General features: G+C 45.9%; 13 protein-coding genes. 10 read left to right on the top strand and 3 right to left on the bottom strand.

All coding sequences use genetic code 11. From position 1 onward, the window contains the following. Positions 1-25: 25 nt before the first annotated feature. On the bottom strand, positions 26-736 hold the full coding sequence (locus R3289_RS12295) for a helix-turn-helix transcriptional regulator (RefSeq protein ID WP_318925850.1): 711 nt from the start codon (positions 734-736) through the stop codon (positions 26-28). A 1,582-nt stretch (positions 737-2,318) separates the two neighbouring features. On the opposite strand from R3289_RS12295, the gene R3289_RS12290 reads away from it, so the two are divergent. The 5 genes from R3289_RS12290 to R3289_RS12270 all read left to right on the top strand — a co-directional run bounded on the left by R3289_RS12290 (position 2,319) and on the right by R3289_RS12270 (position 10,706). After that, positions 2,319-3,104: an AraC family transcriptional regulator gene (locus R3289_RS12290; RefSeq protein WP_318925849.1), complete on the top strand. Its 786-nt coding sequence runs from the start codon at positions 2,319-2,321 to the stop codon at positions 3,102-3,104. Positions 3,105-3,499: 395 nt separating this feature from the next. Then, complete coding sequence (gene putA / locus R3289_RS12285; RefSeq protein ID WP_318925847.1) at positions 3,500-6,625, top strand: bifunctional proline dehydrogenase/L-glutamate gamma-semialdehyde dehydrogenase PutA; 3,126 nt, start codon at positions 3,500-3,502, stop codon at positions 6,623-6,625. 34 nt (positions 6,626-6,659) lie between these two features. Further along, a complete protein-coding gene (locus tag R3289_RS12280) occupies positions 6,660-7,355 on the top strand; it encodes an aldehyde dehydrogenase family protein (RefSeq protein WP_318925845.1) in 696 nt (231 codons plus the stop codon). 165 nt (positions 7,356-7,520) lie between these two features. After that, entirely contained in the window at positions 7,521-9,017 is a 1,497-nt protein-coding gene (gene putP, locus R3289_RS12275) for a sodium/proline symporter PutP (RefSeq protein ID WP_318925843.1), read from the top strand. A 414-nt stretch (positions 9,018-9,431) separates the two neighbouring features. Continuing rightward, the gene (locus tag R3289_RS12270) at positions 9,432-10,706 is read left to right on the top strand and encodes a tetratricopeptide repeat protein (protein WP_318925841.1); all 1,275 of its coding nucleotides are present in this window, start codon (positions 9,432-9,434) and stop codon (positions 10,704-10,706) included. A gap of 23 nt (positions 10,707-10,729) precedes the next feature. Here R3289_RS12270 and yieH read toward each other — a convergent pair whose 3' ends face one another. Beyond that, positions 10,730-11,386 (bottom strand): 6-phosphogluconate phosphatase, encoded by a 657-nt coding sequence (gene yieH / locus R3289_RS12265; RefSeq protein ID WP_318925839.1) that lies wholly within the window; start codon positions 11,384-11,386, stop codon positions 10,730-10,732. Between the two features lie 362 nt (positions 11,387-11,748). Here yieH and R3289_RS12260 point away from each other — a divergent pair, with 362 nt between their 5' ends. From R3289_RS12260 to R3289_RS12250, 3 genes are all read left to right on the top strand, one after another. Then, positions 11,749-12,411 (top strand): CatB-related O-acetyltransferase, encoded by a 663-nt coding sequence (locus tag R3289_RS12260; protein ID WP_318925838.1) that lies wholly within the window; start codon positions 11,749-11,751, stop codon positions 12,409-12,411. Positions 12,412-12,569: 158 nt separating this feature from the next. Beyond that, complete coding sequence (locus R3289_RS12255) at positions 12,570-12,773, top strand: hypothetical protein (protein WP_318925836.1); 204 nt, start codon at positions 12,570-12,572, stop codon at positions 12,771-12,773. A 331-nt stretch (positions 12,774-13,104) separates the two neighbouring features. Next, on the top strand, positions 13,105-13,746 hold the full coding sequence (locus R3289_RS12250; protein WP_318925835.1) for a TIGR04219 family outer membrane beta-barrel protein: 642 nt from the start codon (positions 13,105-13,107) through the stop codon (positions 13,744-13,746). Positions 13,747-13,931: 185 nt separating this feature from the next. On the opposite strand, the gene R3289_RS12245 is transcribed toward R3289_RS12250, so the two are convergent. After that, complete coding sequence (locus tag R3289_RS12245) at positions 13,932-14,855, bottom strand: hypothetical protein (protein WP_318925834.1); 924 nt, start codon at positions 14,853-14,855, stop codon at positions 13,932-13,934. Between the two features lie 103 nt (positions 14,856-14,958). Here R3289_RS12245 and R3289_RS12240 point away from each other — a divergent pair, with 103 nt between their 5' ends. Continuing rightward, positions 14,959-15,861: a LysR family transcriptional regulator gene (locus tag R3289_RS12240; protein ID WP_318925833.1), complete on the top strand. Its 903-nt coding sequence runs from the start codon at positions 14,959-14,961 to the stop codon at positions 15,859-15,861. A gap of 352 nt (positions 15,862-16,213) precedes the next feature. Continuing rightward, the gene (locus R3289_RS12235) at positions 16,214-17,407 is read left to right on the top strand and encodes an acetate/propionate family kinase (protein WP_318925832.1); all 1,194 of its coding nucleotides are present in this window, start codon (positions 16,214-16,216) and stop codon (positions 17,405-17,407) included. The last annotated feature ends 1,329 nt before the right edge of the window (positions 17,408-18,736 follow it).

Genomic DNA, 18,736 nt, shown 5'->3' with positions numbered 1-18,736 from the left:
CGTCGAACCTGCATTGTGAGGTGATCTATTCTTTTAGAATGACCGACAGTTGGCTTTTTAGCATGCTTTCAGGGATATGCGAGCCAAAGCCGAGATCTAACGCCAGATCGATGAGCTCTCCCTTCGAATTAGCATTAAACTTTTCGCGTAGGCGAAGTACATAGTTCTCAACGGTTTTAACCGAAACATTCAGTACCTTGGCAATATATTGCGGCTTTTTTCCATACAGCAATAGAAACAGGACTTCAGATTCGCGGGTGTTTATCGCGACTTTTTGATTATGCAGATCTAAGCTAAAAGACGCTTGGTCTTTTTTATTCAGCCCGGCAGCCCGGCAAATCCAATGCCCCACTTCTAAAATGGCCGTGTCTTTTAGTTCAACCCCAGAAAAAATAGTGCCTAATATATTACCTTCGTCACTCTTCCAAGGTGTTTTAGTGAATAAATGCGCACGCCAGCTGCCATCCGAATAGGGGTGAATATCGAGTACCCGCATGCGTTGTCCTGATGAGACCACTTGGAAGTCTTGTTCCCGGAAAGAGTCGGCACATTCTATTGTCGGGCTTGGCATATCAAAATCTGTTCTGCCAATACATTCTAAATGATGGTCGAGACCAATAATCTTTCCATACTCTTCATTTGCATAAACAAATACAGAGTCTTTATCTTTACAGCCCCAGCAACCAGGGAGTTGATTAAAAATATGTAGAAGGGATGGATCGACTTTGTCTTTCACTGCTCTCGCCTAACGCTATCGCTCAGATAAATCTGATTGTAGGTAAATTAGTAGGCAGGGTAAATGTAACACAATTCATGTGCCGGATTATTAGGCATAATGGTCTGTATTGATAAAAAAAAAGCCGGTCTATAAGACCGGCAAAGACAAGAGTTTGACTCCGAAGAGCACAATCCTGTACGACGTGTAGAAGAGGTATCCAATTAAGTTTGATGCTTTGATATGAGGGTTTATATCAAAGCAACTTCATTGGCATGTATCCAATGCTGGATACTGCAGACAGTTCACAGTGAAGTACATTCCCTGTCTACGAGATAACTATAGCCAATCGCGCGCTAACAAAGAAGGGGGGAAATCACCTATTGACAGAATCTTATTATTGTGAGTCTTACTGATCATGAGATACGCTTGGCTTATGTATTATGTTTATCTTATACATCAATACTATTCATCTTGTCCTATGGGAATTAAAAACAAAGGGATGAATTAAAACACCCGGTTTTTTATGCGGACTATCCGATTGGTTATTCGAATAGAAAACGGTAGCCATGAGCGCCAAACAGAGTGGCAACTGACACATAGAGTATCTTAAAAACAGCTTGGTCAATTGAGGAAACAGCCTGCCACCACTATTATTGTAGATGTTGCCTAGTTATGAATACAGAGGAAAAGCCCCGAGATATTGAAGCTGGTGACGAATAAGTAATATGGTATCGACCGACACATTTTTCTTCAATAGAAGGAGAATCAGCGAATATGATAAAGGCGCCGACAGCTCGACGCCTGCCCAGTAAACCGTCAATTCAAAATTAAAAACATAGCAATAATCCCGTTATATTCCCGAAAACATGATCAAGGGTAGAGCGATGATCAAGTATCTGCTGTTGGAATAATAAAATAGCTTGTGATCCTGGCGAGCACGGTAAATCGTAGCACCTGAGGCGCGTTTTATTGCTAAAAAATGGCCCGACTTTAGTCAAACCGCAGGATCTCAATAGATCATAAGGAAGTTAGCACGCTGTACAGATATAGAGTACTGGGAGTTATGACGATATCTCATTGTTACATGGTAGATCTGGACGCGTGGGGGCGGCCACTCTGCCGGAACGATGATCAAGTAGAGATAAATAACGGGCCATGTCATTTCAACTGGAACGATGATCAAGCGGGATCCTGAATGATGATCCAGGAAAATATGGAAGCGTGATCAAGGCAGGATCATGTTTGGCGAAATGTGTAAATGTGTTGTGCCTGCAATGAGCCGTTTAATGCGGAAGCATGATCAAGTAGTATTTATTTTTAAGTTATTGTTAATTATAGTTTAACCTGATTTAGGTCAGATTTCTGGTATTAAAAGGTAAAGATCCGGGAAATCGGATTTATCCCGCAGAAGCCGTATGGAGTAGGGCCTTCAGCGTTATTTTATTAATTGAAATGACAGATTCCGTAAAAAATGATGGCTTGATCACTTTTCCGGGACTTTCTGTTTATCTATCTACTATGTTTAGAGTAAGCCCGCACTGGTGTCTTGCTGCTGTTATTGAGACAATAAGCTGTCTCCATTTGGATTGTATTACCTTACATGAACGATAAGTTTAAACCCTCAGAGATTGTCGTGTTACCTGAACTAATGGAACATCATAACCACGGTTACAATCAGGTCGTAATTGGTCTGTCGGGACAGACCGAATTTGATATTGAAGGCTATGGTAATTTAGTGTATCCGGGTCATGGCTGTCTGGTGACAGCGGACTCTGAGCACGCGTTTTCCGGCATAGGGAAAAATGAGATCCTGGTAATGAATTTGCCAGTGGAGAGCGTCTCTCTTGATCAAATATTGCCCTCTTATGCGAATGAACGGATGGAACGCCTGTTTGAGCAGTCAGGCTATTTTCACCTTGATATTCAGGCGCAAAACTTGATCAAGGCACTGACCGCTGAAATGATGGCCCACCCGGATGATTTGCTGCTGAGCAAAGCCTGTACCGATACTTTGATGTGTATCTTACAGCGTCATTTTAAGCCACTGGGATCAGATCGCCATGTCTCTCGGCTTAATATGGATGTTATCGATCAGTACATAATTCAGCATCTAATTCGTAAAATATCAGTAACACAATTAGCTGGCCTGGTGTTTCTCGGCGAAAGCCAGTTTCATTTATTGTTTAAAGAACAGACAGGGGTCACCCCGTATCAGTATGTTTTGAAAAAACGATTGGAAATGGCGAAGCAGCTTATGGACGAGTCTCAACTGAGTCTGGCACAGGTGGCACAAAGCTGCGGATTTGCCAGCCAGAGCAGCTTTACTCAATCGTTCTCCCGTCTGTACGGTATGCCGCCGGCGCGTTTCAAAAAAGATAATTTATAATCCCTCTCCCCATATTTTTGTTTTTAATTCATAGTTTTATGAAGGTTTGACGGCTTTTGTAATCGCTGGAAGCGGTTTAGGCCGCGCTTGATTGATTTTCTTACAGCGTCGTTGAAAACTCGCTTACTTTATTGCTTTCGCGCATAAATATCCCAGCGATCTTTTTTACCCAATTAATTTGTTGTTGACGGAATTATGGCCGAATTAAACCTCGTGGCAGATATTTTGCTGAGGGGTTGTGTCTTATTTTGTTAAAAAACGGACTTTTTCTAAAAATTATCGGAGAATATGGCAAGACTATCAGAGCTGTGGAAAATAGAATCCCCCTCAATAGCAACACTAATGTAACATTTAGACTGGATGGAAATTCAGAATATATTATTGAGGACACGATTATGTTCAATGCGGCAGATGTACTTCAGCCATCGTTTATTGAGCGGCCATTGGATGAAATCTGGCAACTGATTTCACCGCTTTATTCTGCAGATGAGTCACAGTGGCTCGAACAACTGCTTCCTCTTGCAGAGCCTTCGGAGCTCGAACGTAAACAGGCGACAGAAAAAGCGACCGAGCTGATCAAGCGCGTGCGCGCAGATCAAGATGCAATCCAAATGATTGATGCACTGCTGCTGGAGTACAGCCTAGATACCAGAGAAGGTATTTTACTGATGTGTCTGGCTGAAGCCTTAATGCGTATTCCTGATGCCGCAACCGCAGATGCACTGATCCGCGATAAACTCAGTGTTGCCGATTGGAAATCTCACCTCAAAAATTCTGACTCCCTGTTTGTCAATGCCTCAACCTGGGGGCTGATGCTGACCGGAAAAGTGGTCAGTATGGACGCCAAAGCCGATGGTACCCCTTCGCATGTGATCAATCGCCTGGTCAATAAAATGTCTGAGCCGGTGATCCGTCAGGCGATGCATCAGGCCATGAAGATCATGGGCCATCAGTTTGTGTTAGGCAGGACCATTGTGGAAGCGATGAAAAATGCAAAGGACAAACGAGATCAAGGTTTTACATACACTTTTGATATGTTGGGTGAATCGGCGCTGACTGCCCATGACGCTCAGAAGTATTTTAAAGACTACATTATGGCGATCGAAGCGGTTGGTCGTGATACTTATCATAGTCAAAAGCAGAGCAATCGGAAATCACCGGATCCGACGGTATCGATCAAGCTATCTGCGTTGCACCCGCGTTATGACGTGGCCAATGAGGCGCGTGTCCTGGATGAAATGTATCACTCGGTACTGGCATTGCTAGAACGCGCCCGTGAACTGAATATCGGCATTACCATTGATGCCGAAGAAGCAGACCGGCTCGAGCTGTCGCTGAAACTGTTTGAAAAATTGTATCGATCGACCGTGGTACGAGGCTGGGGACGGTTTGGTCTGGTGGTTCAGTCTTATTCTAAGTGCGCACTGCCGGTATTGGCCTGGCTAGCGGCGCTTAGCAAAGATCAGGGTGATGTGATCCCTGTGCGTCTGGTCAAAGGGGCTTACTGGGATAGCGAGCTGAAATTAGCACAGCAAGGCGGTTATGCCGCTTATCCGGTCTTTACCCGCAAAGAGGCAACTGACTGCTCTTATCTGGCCTGCTCCCGCTTCCTGTTATCTGAACACCTGCGCGGGGTTATCTACCCTCAGTTTGCCAGCCATAACGCGCATACCGTATCGGCGATTGTGGCGATGACGAGTCATCGTGACTTTGAATTCCAGCGTCTGCATGGCATGGGTGATGCACTGTATAACCATGCGATGGAAATGTATCAGACTAACGTTCGTATATACGCACCTGTGGGCAGTCATAAAGATTTATTACCTTATCTGGTACGCCGGCTGCTGGAAAATGGTGCCAACAGCTCGTTTGTTCACCGTCTGGTCGATGCCAACTGCCCGATTGAGACGCTGACCGAGCACCCGGTCGATATGTTACGTTCACGCCCCACATTGCATAACGGTTTAATTCCGCTGCCCCCGCAAATTTTTGCTGACGAGCGTAAGAACTCGGCGGGCATCAACATTGATATTGAATCACAGTGGCGTCCGTTAAATGAAGCCATCCAGGCTTTTAGCGAGCATCAATGGCAAGCGGGTCCAATTGTCAACGGCGTAACCCTGACGGGCGAGCTAAAGGCGGTAACGGCCCCGTACGACCGCAGTGAAACCGTCGGTCAGGTTGCGTTTGCCAGCCAGAACCAGGTGGCGCAGGCGGTAGAAGTGGCGGCAGCCTGTTATCCCAGCTGGTCGCAAACGCCGCCGGCAGAGCGTGCGCAGTGCTTGCAGCGTCTGGCCGATCTGCTTGAACAACACACCGGCGAGCTCGTTGCGCTCTGTCACCGCGAGGCAGGTAAAACCATCCAAGACAGTATTGATGAAATTCGTGAAGCGGTCGATTTCTGTCGTTTCTACGCGGTTCAGGCGGCAACAGAGTTTGCTGCGCCACAAACGGTGTCTTGTTTTGATGGGTCAACCAGACAGCTCAGCTATCAGGGGCGCGGTGTCTTTGCCTGTATCAGCCCGTGGAACTTCCCGTTAGCGATTTTCTTGGGTCAGGTTTCTGCCGCGCTTGCTGCGGGTAATACCGTGGTGGCGAAACCGGCAGAACAAACATCCTTGATTGCCTTCCGTGCCATTGAACTGATGCTGGAGGCCGGTGTACCTGCCGGCGCGATCCAATTTCTGCCGGGTCGTGGTGCCGAAGTGGGTACGCCGCTGACGTCTGACACGCGTATTTCCGGGGTTGTGTTTACCGGTTCGACCGAAACCGCGCAACGGATCAACCGCGCGTTGGCTGCACGTGATTGTGAACCGGTGCCGTTTATCGCGGAAACCGGTGGGCAGAATGCAATGATCGTTGACAGTACAGCGCTACCTGAGCAGGTGGTGCGTGATGTTGTCCGGTCGGCATTTGCCTCGGCGGGCCAGCGTTGTTCTGCATTACGGGTATTGTTTGTGCAGGCTGACATTGCCGATCGTATTGTTGCACTGATCAAAGGGGCGATGGCCGAATTGTCGGTTGGCCGTCCTGAACTGCACAGTACCGATGTCGGTCCGGTGATTGATCTTGATGCGAAAAGAAAGCTGCTGACGCATATAGAGGCATTGAAAAATACGGCCACGCTAGTCGCACAAGCAGCGCTTGGCGATGAGTGCAAGGCGGGTGATTTTGTTGCGCCGACTGCATTTGAGATCAGCAGTATTGATATGCTGAAAAATGAAAACTTTGGCCCGATCCTTCACATTGTGCGTTTTAAAGCGAATGAAATTGATCAGGTGATTGACCAAATCAATAACACCGGCTTTGGCCTGACGTTAGGCGTGCATAGCCGTAACGAACGTACCTATTGTCACATTGAGCAACGTGCACGTGTGGGGAACTGTTATATCAACCGTGATCAGGTTGGTGCCGTCGTCGGGGTTCAGCCGTTTGGCGGCCAGGGGCTGTCTGGTACCGGACCGAAAGCGGGTGGTCCGCATTATTTGTACCGATTTACCCAAGACATGTTCAATGTGTAATGGCAGTTAATCTAAGTTGAAAAAGGAATCAGTCATGACAATAGGTATTCAAGCGATCGTGGGTAACAGTCTAGCCGCATGGGAAGGCTGGAACGGGCTTGGTTATGAAAAACGCATTCAGATCCTAAACCGGTGGACAGAGCAACTGGATCAATCTGCTCAGGCGATGGTGTCTTTCCAGTGCCGTAATGCATTAGAACATGTTGGTGAAACCTTGCTGATGCCGGGCCCGACGGGTGAGACCAATGAGCTTTACAGTGCTGGTCGCGGTGTCTTTATTGTTACAGCAGATGCTGAGGTATCGATTACCGCCGTTATAGGCCAGATCACCGCTGCATTAGTGACCGGTAACACCGTGTTAGTGAGCTTGCCGTCAGCGTTTGCGCTGTCGGCCGGCGAATTAGTCGCACAACTGGAGAAAGCGGGTTGTGCTCGCGGGGTGATCACGGCCATTGGTGATATTCAGCTTACTGATTGTGTCAGCCATACCGCGGTTGCGGGTGTGGCTTATGCTGGCCAGTTATCGACATCACAGGCGCTGGCGCGTCAATTGGCTGCGCGTGACGGATTACTGGCCCAATTGATCTGTGAAACCGATTGTGAGTCGTTACCCGTAATTGGCAGCCCGACCTACACATTGAGGTTTGTGACCGAAAGGACGCGAACGATCAATATTACTGCCGTTGGCGGTAATGCCACTCTGCTGGAGCTGGGGAGTGGCGAACACTAATTTCTAAGTCACTGTCTGGCTCATTGTTATTTCACTCGTCCGATTCGCGATGGAATGAACGTGCAGTGAGCCGAGCTGCGACGTAAATATGCTGGACTGTACGTTCAGTAGATAAACTGAGCCCTTGCAATGAACAGGGGCTCTAAAAACTGAGGGAACTCAACAATGATAGAAAATAGCTTTGCTATTACAGGAACGTTTATTGTCTATTTGATTGCCATGATGGTGATTGGATATGTAGCGTATAAGCGTACGTCAAACTCGTCAGATTATTTCTTGGGTGGCCGCTCGCTGGGGCCATGGCCTGCTGCGCTTTCTGCGGGCGCATCTGATATGAGTGGGTGGTTGCTGCTTGGTCTGCCGGGTTATGCCTATGCGGCGGGTATTGAATCGCTCTGGCTGGCAGGGGGCCTGCTATTGGGAACTTGGCTGAACTGGTTGATTTGTGCCAAGCGCCTGCGTACTTATAGTATTACAGCTGATAACTCGCTGACGCTGCCAGAGTTTTTATCACGCCGCTTTGACGATAAATCTAAACTGATCCAAACCATTTCAGCATTCTTTATTTTGCTGTTTTTCCTTTTCTACACCAGTTCAGGTTTAGTTGCCGGCGGTAAATTATTTGAAACGGTATTCGGCCTTGATTACAGCATTGCGGTGATTGTCGGTACTGTTTGTGTTGTCTCATATACCTTATTTGGTGGATTCTTGGCAGTATCCTGGACGGACCTGGTTCAGGGCTTGCTGATGTCTGCGGCACTGGTTATCGTTCCCATCGCCGCAATGCAAGGCGGTGTTGGCGATCTGACTGCTGCGCTTGAAATGAAAAACCCAGAACTGATGACGCTGTTTAATGATGCCAAAGGTCAGCCGTTGTCTGCGATTGCGATCATCTCTCTGGCAGCATGGGGCCTTGGTTACTTTGGTCAGCCGCACATTCTGGCGCGTTTTAAAGCAACACGTTCTAATCGTGATATTACGACAGCACGTCGCATTGCCGTCGCATGGACTGCCATTTCAATGGCGGGTGCAATTTTGGTTGGCTTAGTTGGTATTTTGTATGTCGATAACCAATTAGCCGGCGAGCTGGCTGATGGCGAGAAAATATTCATGCTGCTGGTCAACTCAATTTTCCATCCTGTTGTCGCAGGTATTCTACTGGCGGCAATTTTGGCGGCCATCATGAGTACGGCTGACTCACAGCTGCTGGTATCATCGTCTGCCCTCGCAGAGGACTTCTATAAGCAAGTCTTCCGCCCTCAGGCTTCTACTGAAGAGATCGTGATGGTGGGCCGTGTAGCGGTGATTATTCTGTCGATTGTGGCTCTGATGCTTGCAATGAACCCTGACAGCACGGTGCTGGGTTTGGTTTCTTATGCCTGGGCGGGCTTTGGTGCAGCATTTGGTCCGGTATTATTGCTAAGCCTGTTCTGGAAGCGTATGAACCGTAATGGCGCGTTGACCGGTATTGTTGTGGGCGCGCTGACGGTGGTTATCTGGAAACAGATCACCGGCGGTATTTTCGACCTGTATGAAATTGTACCGGGATTCATTTTTGCGACACTGTCAGTCGTGGTAGTTAGCCTGATGAGCGGAGAGCCTTCTATCAAGGTACAAAAGCAATTCGATGAATTTGAAAAGAACCTTGTTGAGCTGGATTAAGCTTACTTAAAGCAGGCGGTTTGAGTTAAAAGGTTTTTGTTATAACAATGCCGGCCCACAGGGGCCGGCATTTTTTTACCCGCGATTTAATACCAATACTATCGTTATCGTCAGAGCTGGTCATAATGATATTTCGCTGTATCCTGAATACATAGCAGGGCTAAGGCGCGCTCAGGAGCAATGATCAAGGAGAGGCAATTCGAGTGCGATATTTGCCAGGTCTGCAATAGTGAAAGAGGCCGCTGTACTTATCTCGCTTGGTATTAAATAGTATTGATACATCTCTTTTCATCCATTGCTTATAAATATTTACAGGGTATTTTATTAAAAGTGCCTTCTTTGAGATTTAATGGCTATAGAAGTACCGTGATCGGCCGTTATAAAGAGGGAGTAATTCTGTTTGCCTGGAGCGTTATGTCAGACATTATGATGGGGTTAGGCCTGCTTGGGATCCCACTGATTTGGTTAGTGATACGATATTCTATGGTGTCCCAAAAACAGCAGGAAGCCGAAAGACTGCAGGCTTTGCAAGATAAAAAATATAGACTCGTGTTGGAAAAAGCAAGAATATCCGAGCGCGAAGAAAAGGTTTTTAAAGGACAAACCGGCCATATTCCAAGCCAACTTTCTATCGCGAAGGAGTATGAGCTGACGAACATACGCGAGGCAATTAACTGGTATCAGAAAGCTGCAGATTTAGGCAATGAAATCGGCCAGCATGCGTTAGCCCGCCTGTGTCGTGAGGATATTGATGACCCGCAGGGTGAAGCGAAATCTCAATATTGGGATGCGGTGGTTAGATCTAAACAAAAAGAGCCAGAAGCGCTGTTTAACCTTGGCCACTGTTTACTTCAAGGCCACGGTGTTGATGCTGACTTTGATGCCGGACTCGAAAATATGACTGCAGCAGCGGAAATGGAGTATATCCCGGCACAGCTTTTCTTGGGTGATTGGTTTGTTGCAGATCCCAACCCTGAAAAAAATCCGCATCTCGCATTTTGCTGGCGTTTAAGGGCGGCAAGAAATAATGATGTCACAGGTTTTATGAAAACTGCTTATTGCTATCAGACAGGGATGGGCGTTAATAAAGATAAGCAGTGTGCCACCTATTGGTTAGAGCGCGCTGCCGAGCAAGGTAAGACCGAAGCGCAATATGTAGTGGCTAAAATGCATCTTGGCTCCGATGTTAATGATGCTGCGGTTGCTTATATCTGGTTTTCTATCGCGTATGCTTCCGGTAATAAAGAAGCCAAAAAGGATCGTGACCGTGTGGCGCAAATTATTGGTATTGAATCAATTCTTAGTGTCCAGAGCGTGGCAAAGTCGGTCTATAAAATATTGCAGGAAAAACCGGTTGCGGCGCATTTGGTTATCCACTTGTTGGATAAAAGGTATGGCCGCGGTGGTTACTACCCCACCGATGAACAATTGGATGCGCTGATTGACGGAAAGAATGACATTGATGCTGAGCCAGATAGTACCGCACTGACGGATCGTTATTCTGCAGAACTCTCGTTAGCTGAGCACCCAGAGCGGGATGCTAACGGTTGTCAGTCAGAGGGTGGATTAAGCCGTGCGGTTGAGAACAAGACAACAGCAACGCAGCAATACCAGCAGCAGAATTGGGTAACATCTTGGGATACATTGATTGCTGATACGGAGACTCAGGCTCAGTCAGATAAGTCTTGACTAATATGGTTGCATAACCGCCACTAAACATACTCAAGCAGTTGAGGCATCGCGGTAAGTGTTGTGACATTAGGATGATCAATCCGTACTGACTCCGGAGTGGTCAGAAAATGAAATGTTCGGATCTCGGCGTTGATACCAGCCTGAACGCCTTTCACCGTGTCATCAACATAAGCACATTGTTTGAGCGATACTCCCATATTCATGGCGGCAAAGTGCAATATATCCGGTTCCGGTTTCCAGCTGTTGGCTTCGAATGCACTAAATAGCTTGCCTTCAAAATAGGGTAGCAGTCCGGTCAGGCGCAAAGTATGCTCAATTTTGCTGACCGGGGCATTAGAAGCGATGCACATTTCATAATCATTAGCGACAAGTGTTTTGAGCAGTTCTGGTACTCCCTGAACCGGATTCAAACCTTGCTCAAATAACCGTTCGCACTCCTGGCGATAAAGGGGCTCGAGAATATCAATAGAAATCAATAAGCCGACTCTTTTGCAGGTATCAGCGAGAATATCAGCCATTTTTCCGCCCTGAAAATGCCGTAAGCAGTCATCAAGACTGAGAGTCACACCAAATTGGGCAAAAATAGTGACTAATGCCTGATTACACAGCTTTTCACTGTCAACCAAAGTGCCATCGCAATCAAAGATGACACACCGGATATTACACTCTCTGTTCATCGCGGACGATCCCAAGTTCTATTACATTCTTATACGGTTAATACAGCGCGAGTGTTTCTACAATATGCGTATTATGTATTTGTTAGCTTAATCGGCTTAACGGCTGAGACTGTGTGGAAAAGTGAGAGCCAGAGCCTGTCACTTGTCGATAGGGCTAACAGCGCGATACCCAAACGACGTCTTCGTAAAATGTGCTTGAATTGAATTCGCAGAATAAGTGCTTATTCCGCACCTTGAACGGGGTTGGGTATATACTTTTGGGAAAAAGTAGAATCAACACGCAGTACTATAAGGCTCGCGCTGTAGATCATTGCCGATCAGATCTGATTGGAAAGCATTACGATAATTGAAAAGGGATAATTATGTCATCATCAATTTTTCCGAGCTGGCTTGGCGGATATGAAGTGAAAAAACACATTACCAACCCGAATATCCAGGTGGGTGATTACACTTACTATTCAGGCTATTACCACGAGAAACATTTTGAAGATCAGTGTGTTCATTATCTGCTGGGTGATGCTTCAAGCCAGAAGGTGTGGGAATCAGGGGTCTTCGGCGAAGTTGATAAATTGATCATAGGCAAGTATTGCTCCATCGCTTCGGGCGCTGTCTTTATGCTGGCTGGCAACCAGGGTCACCGGCACGATTGGATATCCTCCTTTCCTTTTGACTATGAAGTGTTTGGTGAAAAGGTAAAATCCGGTTTTGAACGCACAGGTGACACTATTATCGGTAACGATGTCTGGATTGGCAGTGAATGCGTCGTTATGCCCGGTGTCACCATTGGCGATGGTGCCGTCATTGGTGCCCGTGCGGTCGTCACCAAAGACGTCGAGCCTTATACCGTTGTTGTCGGAAATCCGGGAATGGCAGTTAAGAAGCGTTTTACTGAGCAGCAAATCGCGATGTTGCTTGATATGAAATGGTGGTCTTGGCCGCTGGAGACGTTGCAAGAGAATATGGATTTAATCTGCAGTTCTGATATTGAAGGATTGTTTGAACGTTACCGGCACTTTGCACAATAAAAAAGACCTATCGGTAGATACCGAAATTAGCCCAAGGAGCATACTCTGAATTATCTGGCAGCGTTCTATGCGGATGGGGAATATTGACTCAGATCAGTGTAATCGATTTCATTGAGGGGTATTTTAGCCTTGATTATCAAACTTTATGGAGAGAAAAGATGGATCTTTTACGTTGTACTATTTTGTCTGATAATATTTCGACGCATTTTCACTCTGCGGATAATGCTATTGGGTTTGTTGAGAAAATTCTCGAGGAGGAGATTTTCTTTAGGGGCGAAATTGTAGTACGAACTCAATCTCAGGAGGCGGAGTTCAAGTTTACTAGTCAAGAAGAAATGTTGGAAAGTCTGATGAATTTATAACGGTGTCAGAACCGACGTTCGTAATCTCTCACGATAAAGCATCAACATGGCTGCCTTGGTGGCCATGTCGATGCTTTCCCAGCCTCCGGAAAAAGAATTTTGTTCAAAATATGACTCGGATCCAGTTAGGCAACGTTGATCAAGCGGCTGGGAAGATAAATGGCGGCAATGGGAATTTGAGCAGCCATTCATTCTAGAGATAAGACCAGTATTACTATTGATAATGATGATAATATGGCGACCGCGAGAGCATGATAGTGACAATGTGAATTTGTCACTATTATCTGGCGTGACTGCAAATTACATTTAGACATTATCAAGGACAATAAAAGTGAAAAAAACAATGTTAGCCGCGATGTTATCAGCCGCTCCGTTTATGGCTTCTGCTGACGTGATGCTGGGTGCGGATGTTGAAGTAAATATGTGGCAACAAACACATAATTTTGCAGGTTCGGAAGTTGATGGGGATGACTATAGTTACACTTTTGAAGCTTCTCTAGAGCATTTTATACCGCTTATTCCAAATTTTAAAATAGGTCAGTCTGAAGTTGATAACGATGACTATGCCTACACTAAGCGTGATTACACGCTGTATTATGAGTTTTTGGACAATGATTTAGTATCACTGGATGCAGGTGTTGGCATCTCTGAATTTTCTGATGGTAAAATCATTGGCATTTCACTTGAGAAATTCAGTGGATTTGTTCCGCATTTATACGCAGGGGCTGAAGTCGGTATTCCTGGAACGCCGTTGTTTGTGTTTGCAAAAGGTAATGGTATCGCTTATAGCGACAACCATATGATTGATGCGTCAGTCGGTATTCAGTATGAGATTGGCCTTTATGCTTTTGATCTTGAACTGCAAGCGGGATACCGAGTTCATCAACTTGATTTAGTCGGATTTGATGACTTGAGCACTGATTTAGATGCTAAGACGGATGGTCTGTTTGCAGGCGTAAATTTCGATTTTTAAAGACTAGCGGCTTACGTCACTGACACGGAAAGAGGTCGCCGATGGCGGCCTTGCTTGTATCTGCGTTATCATTGGAAAAGGGGCGACGGCTTGACCATCAGATAAGACCCAGACCGACACCGCTCTATTATTCCGTCGATTTACGAGGCCCTTCCTAACTATCGCCAGGCCGTTATAACGATAATTTATTTATTGTTCCAGCAACGCTGGAGCGCCAGTTCCAGTGGGGTGTGAATGAACTTGCTGGTTGATATCCCTCCAATTGCATTGATCGGAAGATTCACGCCTTGCTGCCAAAGACTTCGAATTCTTAAAAAGCCCCGGAACAGTGGAGAAAATAGCGCAATCAGTTTCATCACAGACCAATATAAAGGGGTTATGGCGACGGTTTTTCCCGTGCTCAATGCCAGACAGCGGGCAATATCATTCATACTCGCTTTATGGCCTGGGTAGTAGATGACATTAAAAGCGGAAAAATCTAGCTGCCGGAGGGTAACCAACTGCACCAGGTTTGCGGCCAGATCTGGCAGGTAGGTCCAGTAGTGTGCCAACATTTCCGAACTAGGTGATTGAATTATAAGCTTGTGTTCGGTTTCTTTGATTAACATCCCTAGATAACAGGTGTTATGGCTGAAACTTAAAGTGTGACCGAAACATAATACTAAAATCTTTGCCCCAGCTTTTTCGGCCTGGCGCAACCGGTTGGTGAACCTGGGTGATAAACCCACCCTGACCGGGTGTTTGTTATCGCAAAAAGTAAGAGCAGGTGATGATTTTTGTTTAATGTGATATTTATTGGTCGTAATGATTAGCTGCAAATGAAATAGCTCGGCTAACGTTATGATCTGTTCTAACTTAAAGGTGAGGTCGCGATTGTTACTATTAGTTTCTTCTTGGTGAAAAAAAATCGTATCAACGTCCGGAGCAAGCTGATAAAGAAAATCGAGATCGTTAGCTTCTAACTCAACTAATGTGAGATTACCGATAATGGGGGCATTATCGTCACTATTTTTTACTATGCCAACCACTTCCCAGCCATGTTGTACCAAAGCGTGGCAAAGGTTAGAACCCATTTCCTGACAGACTCCGAACACCAAGGCTTTTCTCATTCGTCTAATCCATTCATGCGACTTATATCATTGTTTCTTTTATCAGAATGTCCCGTATTAACGATATAGTAAAGAGACACGGAGGTATGGCAGGTATACGGATATGAATAGTATGGAATGGGATAGTATTCGGATATTTCTTGCTGTTGCTGAACAAGGCAGTATGTCAGCAGCGGCACAAATATTGGGGATGTCCCAACCGACGGTTAGTCGACATATTCAGGCACTGGAAGAGAAAACCGGGCTCAATCTTTTTGAGCGTTCTACCAGTGGCTTGAAAGTTACAGAGGTGGGGATCCGGCTATTGGAATCGGCGAGGGATACGGCCTCTGGTGCTGAGCGATTTGCGCGTCAGGTGAATGCGAACGCTGCGGATCTTGGTGGACATGTCCGGCTCGCGGTGAGTGAATTGATGGGCTATTACTTTCTACCCGAAGCGATTTCAGCGTTCCAACGGGAATATCCATCCATAGAAGTCGAAATTTTAGTCTCGAACGACAAGGTGAACCTGAATAAGCGCGATGCGGACATTTCAATTTGCCAGAATAAACCCGAACAGCCGGATCTGGTTGTCACCCATCTAGCGGATAAAGCACTAGGTTTTTTCGCGCACCAAGACTACCTGACTGAGTTTGGTACGCCAGAGTCGCTGAAGGTGTTACATAGTCAACCTCACCGTATCATCGGATTTGATAATAATAAGCGGTATATCAACGGTGCTGAAAATACGGGAGTAACCCTGGATAAAATGAATTTTATTTTGCGTACCGACAGTTATCAGATGCAGCTTAGCTTAGTGCGGGCTAAAGCCGGCGTCACTGTTACATTTGTCGATATTGCTAAGCAGTACCCTGAACTGGTACAGCTATTTTTTAAGACGAATATCGAACCAGTTGAATGGTGGCTGGTTTGTCACCGCGATGTGCATGTCAATCCAAGAATTCGGTGTTTGATGACTTTTCTGCGGCAGTGGTTTCAGTCAGAAGGGCAAGCCGTCCCCTATTAGGCGCAATGCCAGACATTTATTTGTTGTTTATGGCATCGTCCGTTATCCCCATGTTGGGTGACAGACTGCGAATAAGAAAAAAGCCAAACTAATTTTAAGTTTATGGTTGGATTTTGTACGTATGTAATCGTTATCTATACCTGAAAGTTGATCTGAAGTAGTAATTTTTTAGAAAAGCATGCTTTTTGGAAACAAAAGTTGAGACTTTCAAAAAAAATTGAGTAGTATGGTCAGGATAAATAATGCTGAGAAAATGCTGCTCCACACATTTTCCTCGGCTGATGTAAAATGACGTGTAACAGGACAAACATTTTGTCCTTACTTTTGCCCTTAATATTCTGATGAGATAACCATGAGCAATTCTCTAGTTCTTGTAATCAATTCTGGTAGTTCTTCACTTAAATTTGCACTAATCGATACTGTGAGCGGTGAGGCAACACTGAGTGGTCTTGGTGAGTGCTTTGGCCTACCTGAAGCTAACGTTAGCTGGAAGATCAACGGCGAAAAACAGCAATACAAACTTGATGATTCTGGTAATCACCACCAGCAGGCCATAAACCGTATTGTAGGCCTGCTTGAAGATTTAGGCATTAAGCAGGATATTGTCGCTGTTGGCCACCGCGTTGTGCACGGTGGTGAGAAGTTTACCAAAACGGTTAAAATTGACGAATCTGTTGTGCAGGAAATTGAGAACCTGAGCGATCTGGCTCCACTGCATAACCCTGCCCATGCGATAGGCATGCGTGTGGCGATGAAGGCGTTCCCGACATTGGCACAATACGCGGTATTCGATACTGCTTTCCACCAGACGATGCCTGCGAAGGCTTACATGGGGGCGATATCTCAGAAGCTTTATAAAGAATACGGTATCCGCCGCTATGGTTTCCACGGCACAAGCCACTACTACGTCAGCCGTGAAGCTGCCAAGATGATCAATAAGCCTATCGATGAGAGCAGCTTTATCTCTGTTCACCTAGGCAACGGTGCCTCTGTTTGTGCGATTAAGAACGGGAAAAGTGTTGATACCAGCATGGGCTTTACGCCGTTATCTGGCCTTATGATGGGTACGCGTTGTGGTGATCTTGATCCAAGCATCATCGAGTTTATGCTGAAAAAAGGCTGGTCTCCGGAAGACGTTTTCAAAGAGCTTAACTCTAAGTCGGGCCTGTTGGGAGTGTCTGGCCTGACCAGCGATTGCCGCGGCATTATCGAAGCGATGGAAAATGGCCACGAAGGCGCCACTCTGGCATTTGATATCTTCACTTACCGTGTTGCTAAATACATCGGTTCTTACATGGTGGCTCTGGATAAGCTGGACGGCATCATCTTTACTGCCGGTATCGGTGAAAACTCGCAGCCGATCCGTAGCAAGATCTTAGAGAACCTGAAGATTTTCGGTTACCGTGAAGACGAAGAAGCAAACGCCGCGGCACGTTTTGGTAACCGTGGCATCATCACCAAGCCAAACACGCCCGTTGCGATGGTAATCCCAACCAACGAAGAGTGGGTTATTGCCAAAGAATCTATGGCGCTGCTGCACGCTTAATCGATTCTTACCCTGCGGGGTTATGATTGCATTAGAAACGGCCCAGGGCATCAGCTCTGGGCCGTTTTTGATCAGCGAACCTAAAGTCAATGTTCACTCTGTTGTGAACAACTGAACACGAGTTGATACAGCGTGCAGACCGATTTTGACATAATATCTAACGATAACGGCTTCATTCCACCTATTGCTCACATAACGTCCAATGGTCGCATCTGTAAACAAGCTAGCTTGTGTTTCAAATGAAACAAAAAGCTGATTAACAGCCTAAAATCTCGGTCAAAGGAAAAATGTCCCGAAAAAGTCACTAGTCTGAGAAATCACTTTGCATCTAAGATGGACATAAAGGGTAACGAGGTGGCTCTTTAAAATCATCTGAATCAACTCATCAACGCCAATCTAATATCAATATGCGGAGATGGTATTAAATATAAAACCTGAAGCCATCAAGTACCAAGGTGGAAACTATCTGTTCAGAGGTGGTACAAGCATTTTAAGGGTGCTCGGCATTCTATCGAGACACCGTCTTATCGCCAGAGGCTTTGTCAATGTATCAGGTTTGCACCCTGTTCCGTGAGCTGACTTTTTATGATGCTACATATAAGTTCGGCGGGATCCGCCGCTTCACATCGCAATCTCATCATTTCTGCCAACGCTTATCGTATAGATGAACTTTCTGAACATCCCAGGTAGTGTTATGCATATGGCAGACGGATCGTATCTTCAAGGCCATCGGCACACATCAGAAGAAGGCGAATACCCAGATAGCGCTACTGTAAATTCCAGAAGAATATCGCTCCGAACTCACCACGCAAAGCCTTTCGTATCTTGAGCATGGTTTAGCCAGCAAGGCTGCTGATCGATTCGAGAAGGCACTTCAGTTGCGCGCGTTGCTTGTGAGCATCAATCTCGCCTCCTACTTGAACACCCTACAAACCCTAGAAACTTATCGGTCATTTCAATTTGTAGGGTTCATAGGCATGGATCGTGTCTCTGACAGAACGCGTCCTCTTACTTCAGAGTCGTAAACTTGGATTTATTCTACTTATTACACCTACGTTCACATAATATTGAGCCCCCCCAAAAACCATGCATGCAGTGATAGAATTGCCTACTTTAAAAGACAGTGGTGGACTTTTGTTTAAGGGTGGTAGCGTGGCGTTTTCGCATTATCATCAATCTAGCTCCCTACAAAAAGAAATGGTGAGCTACAGGGATTCAGATCGCATATTTTATTCGTATATTTACTTATAAACAGGAGATTTACGAACCGAGTTCATTGAATGAAATGTTAGCTTTCAAGATAAACAATAGACACTTCAAAGAATTACA

Origin of the sequence: Photobacterium sp. (assembly GCF_033720175.1) — a bacterium.
Taxonomy (GTDB): Bacteria; Pseudomonadota; Gammaproteobacteria; order Enterobacterales; family Vibrionaceae; genus Photobacterium.
The sequence above is the reverse complement of the archived record's forward strand: the minus strand, read 5'-3'. Positions and strand labels throughout refer to the sequence as shown.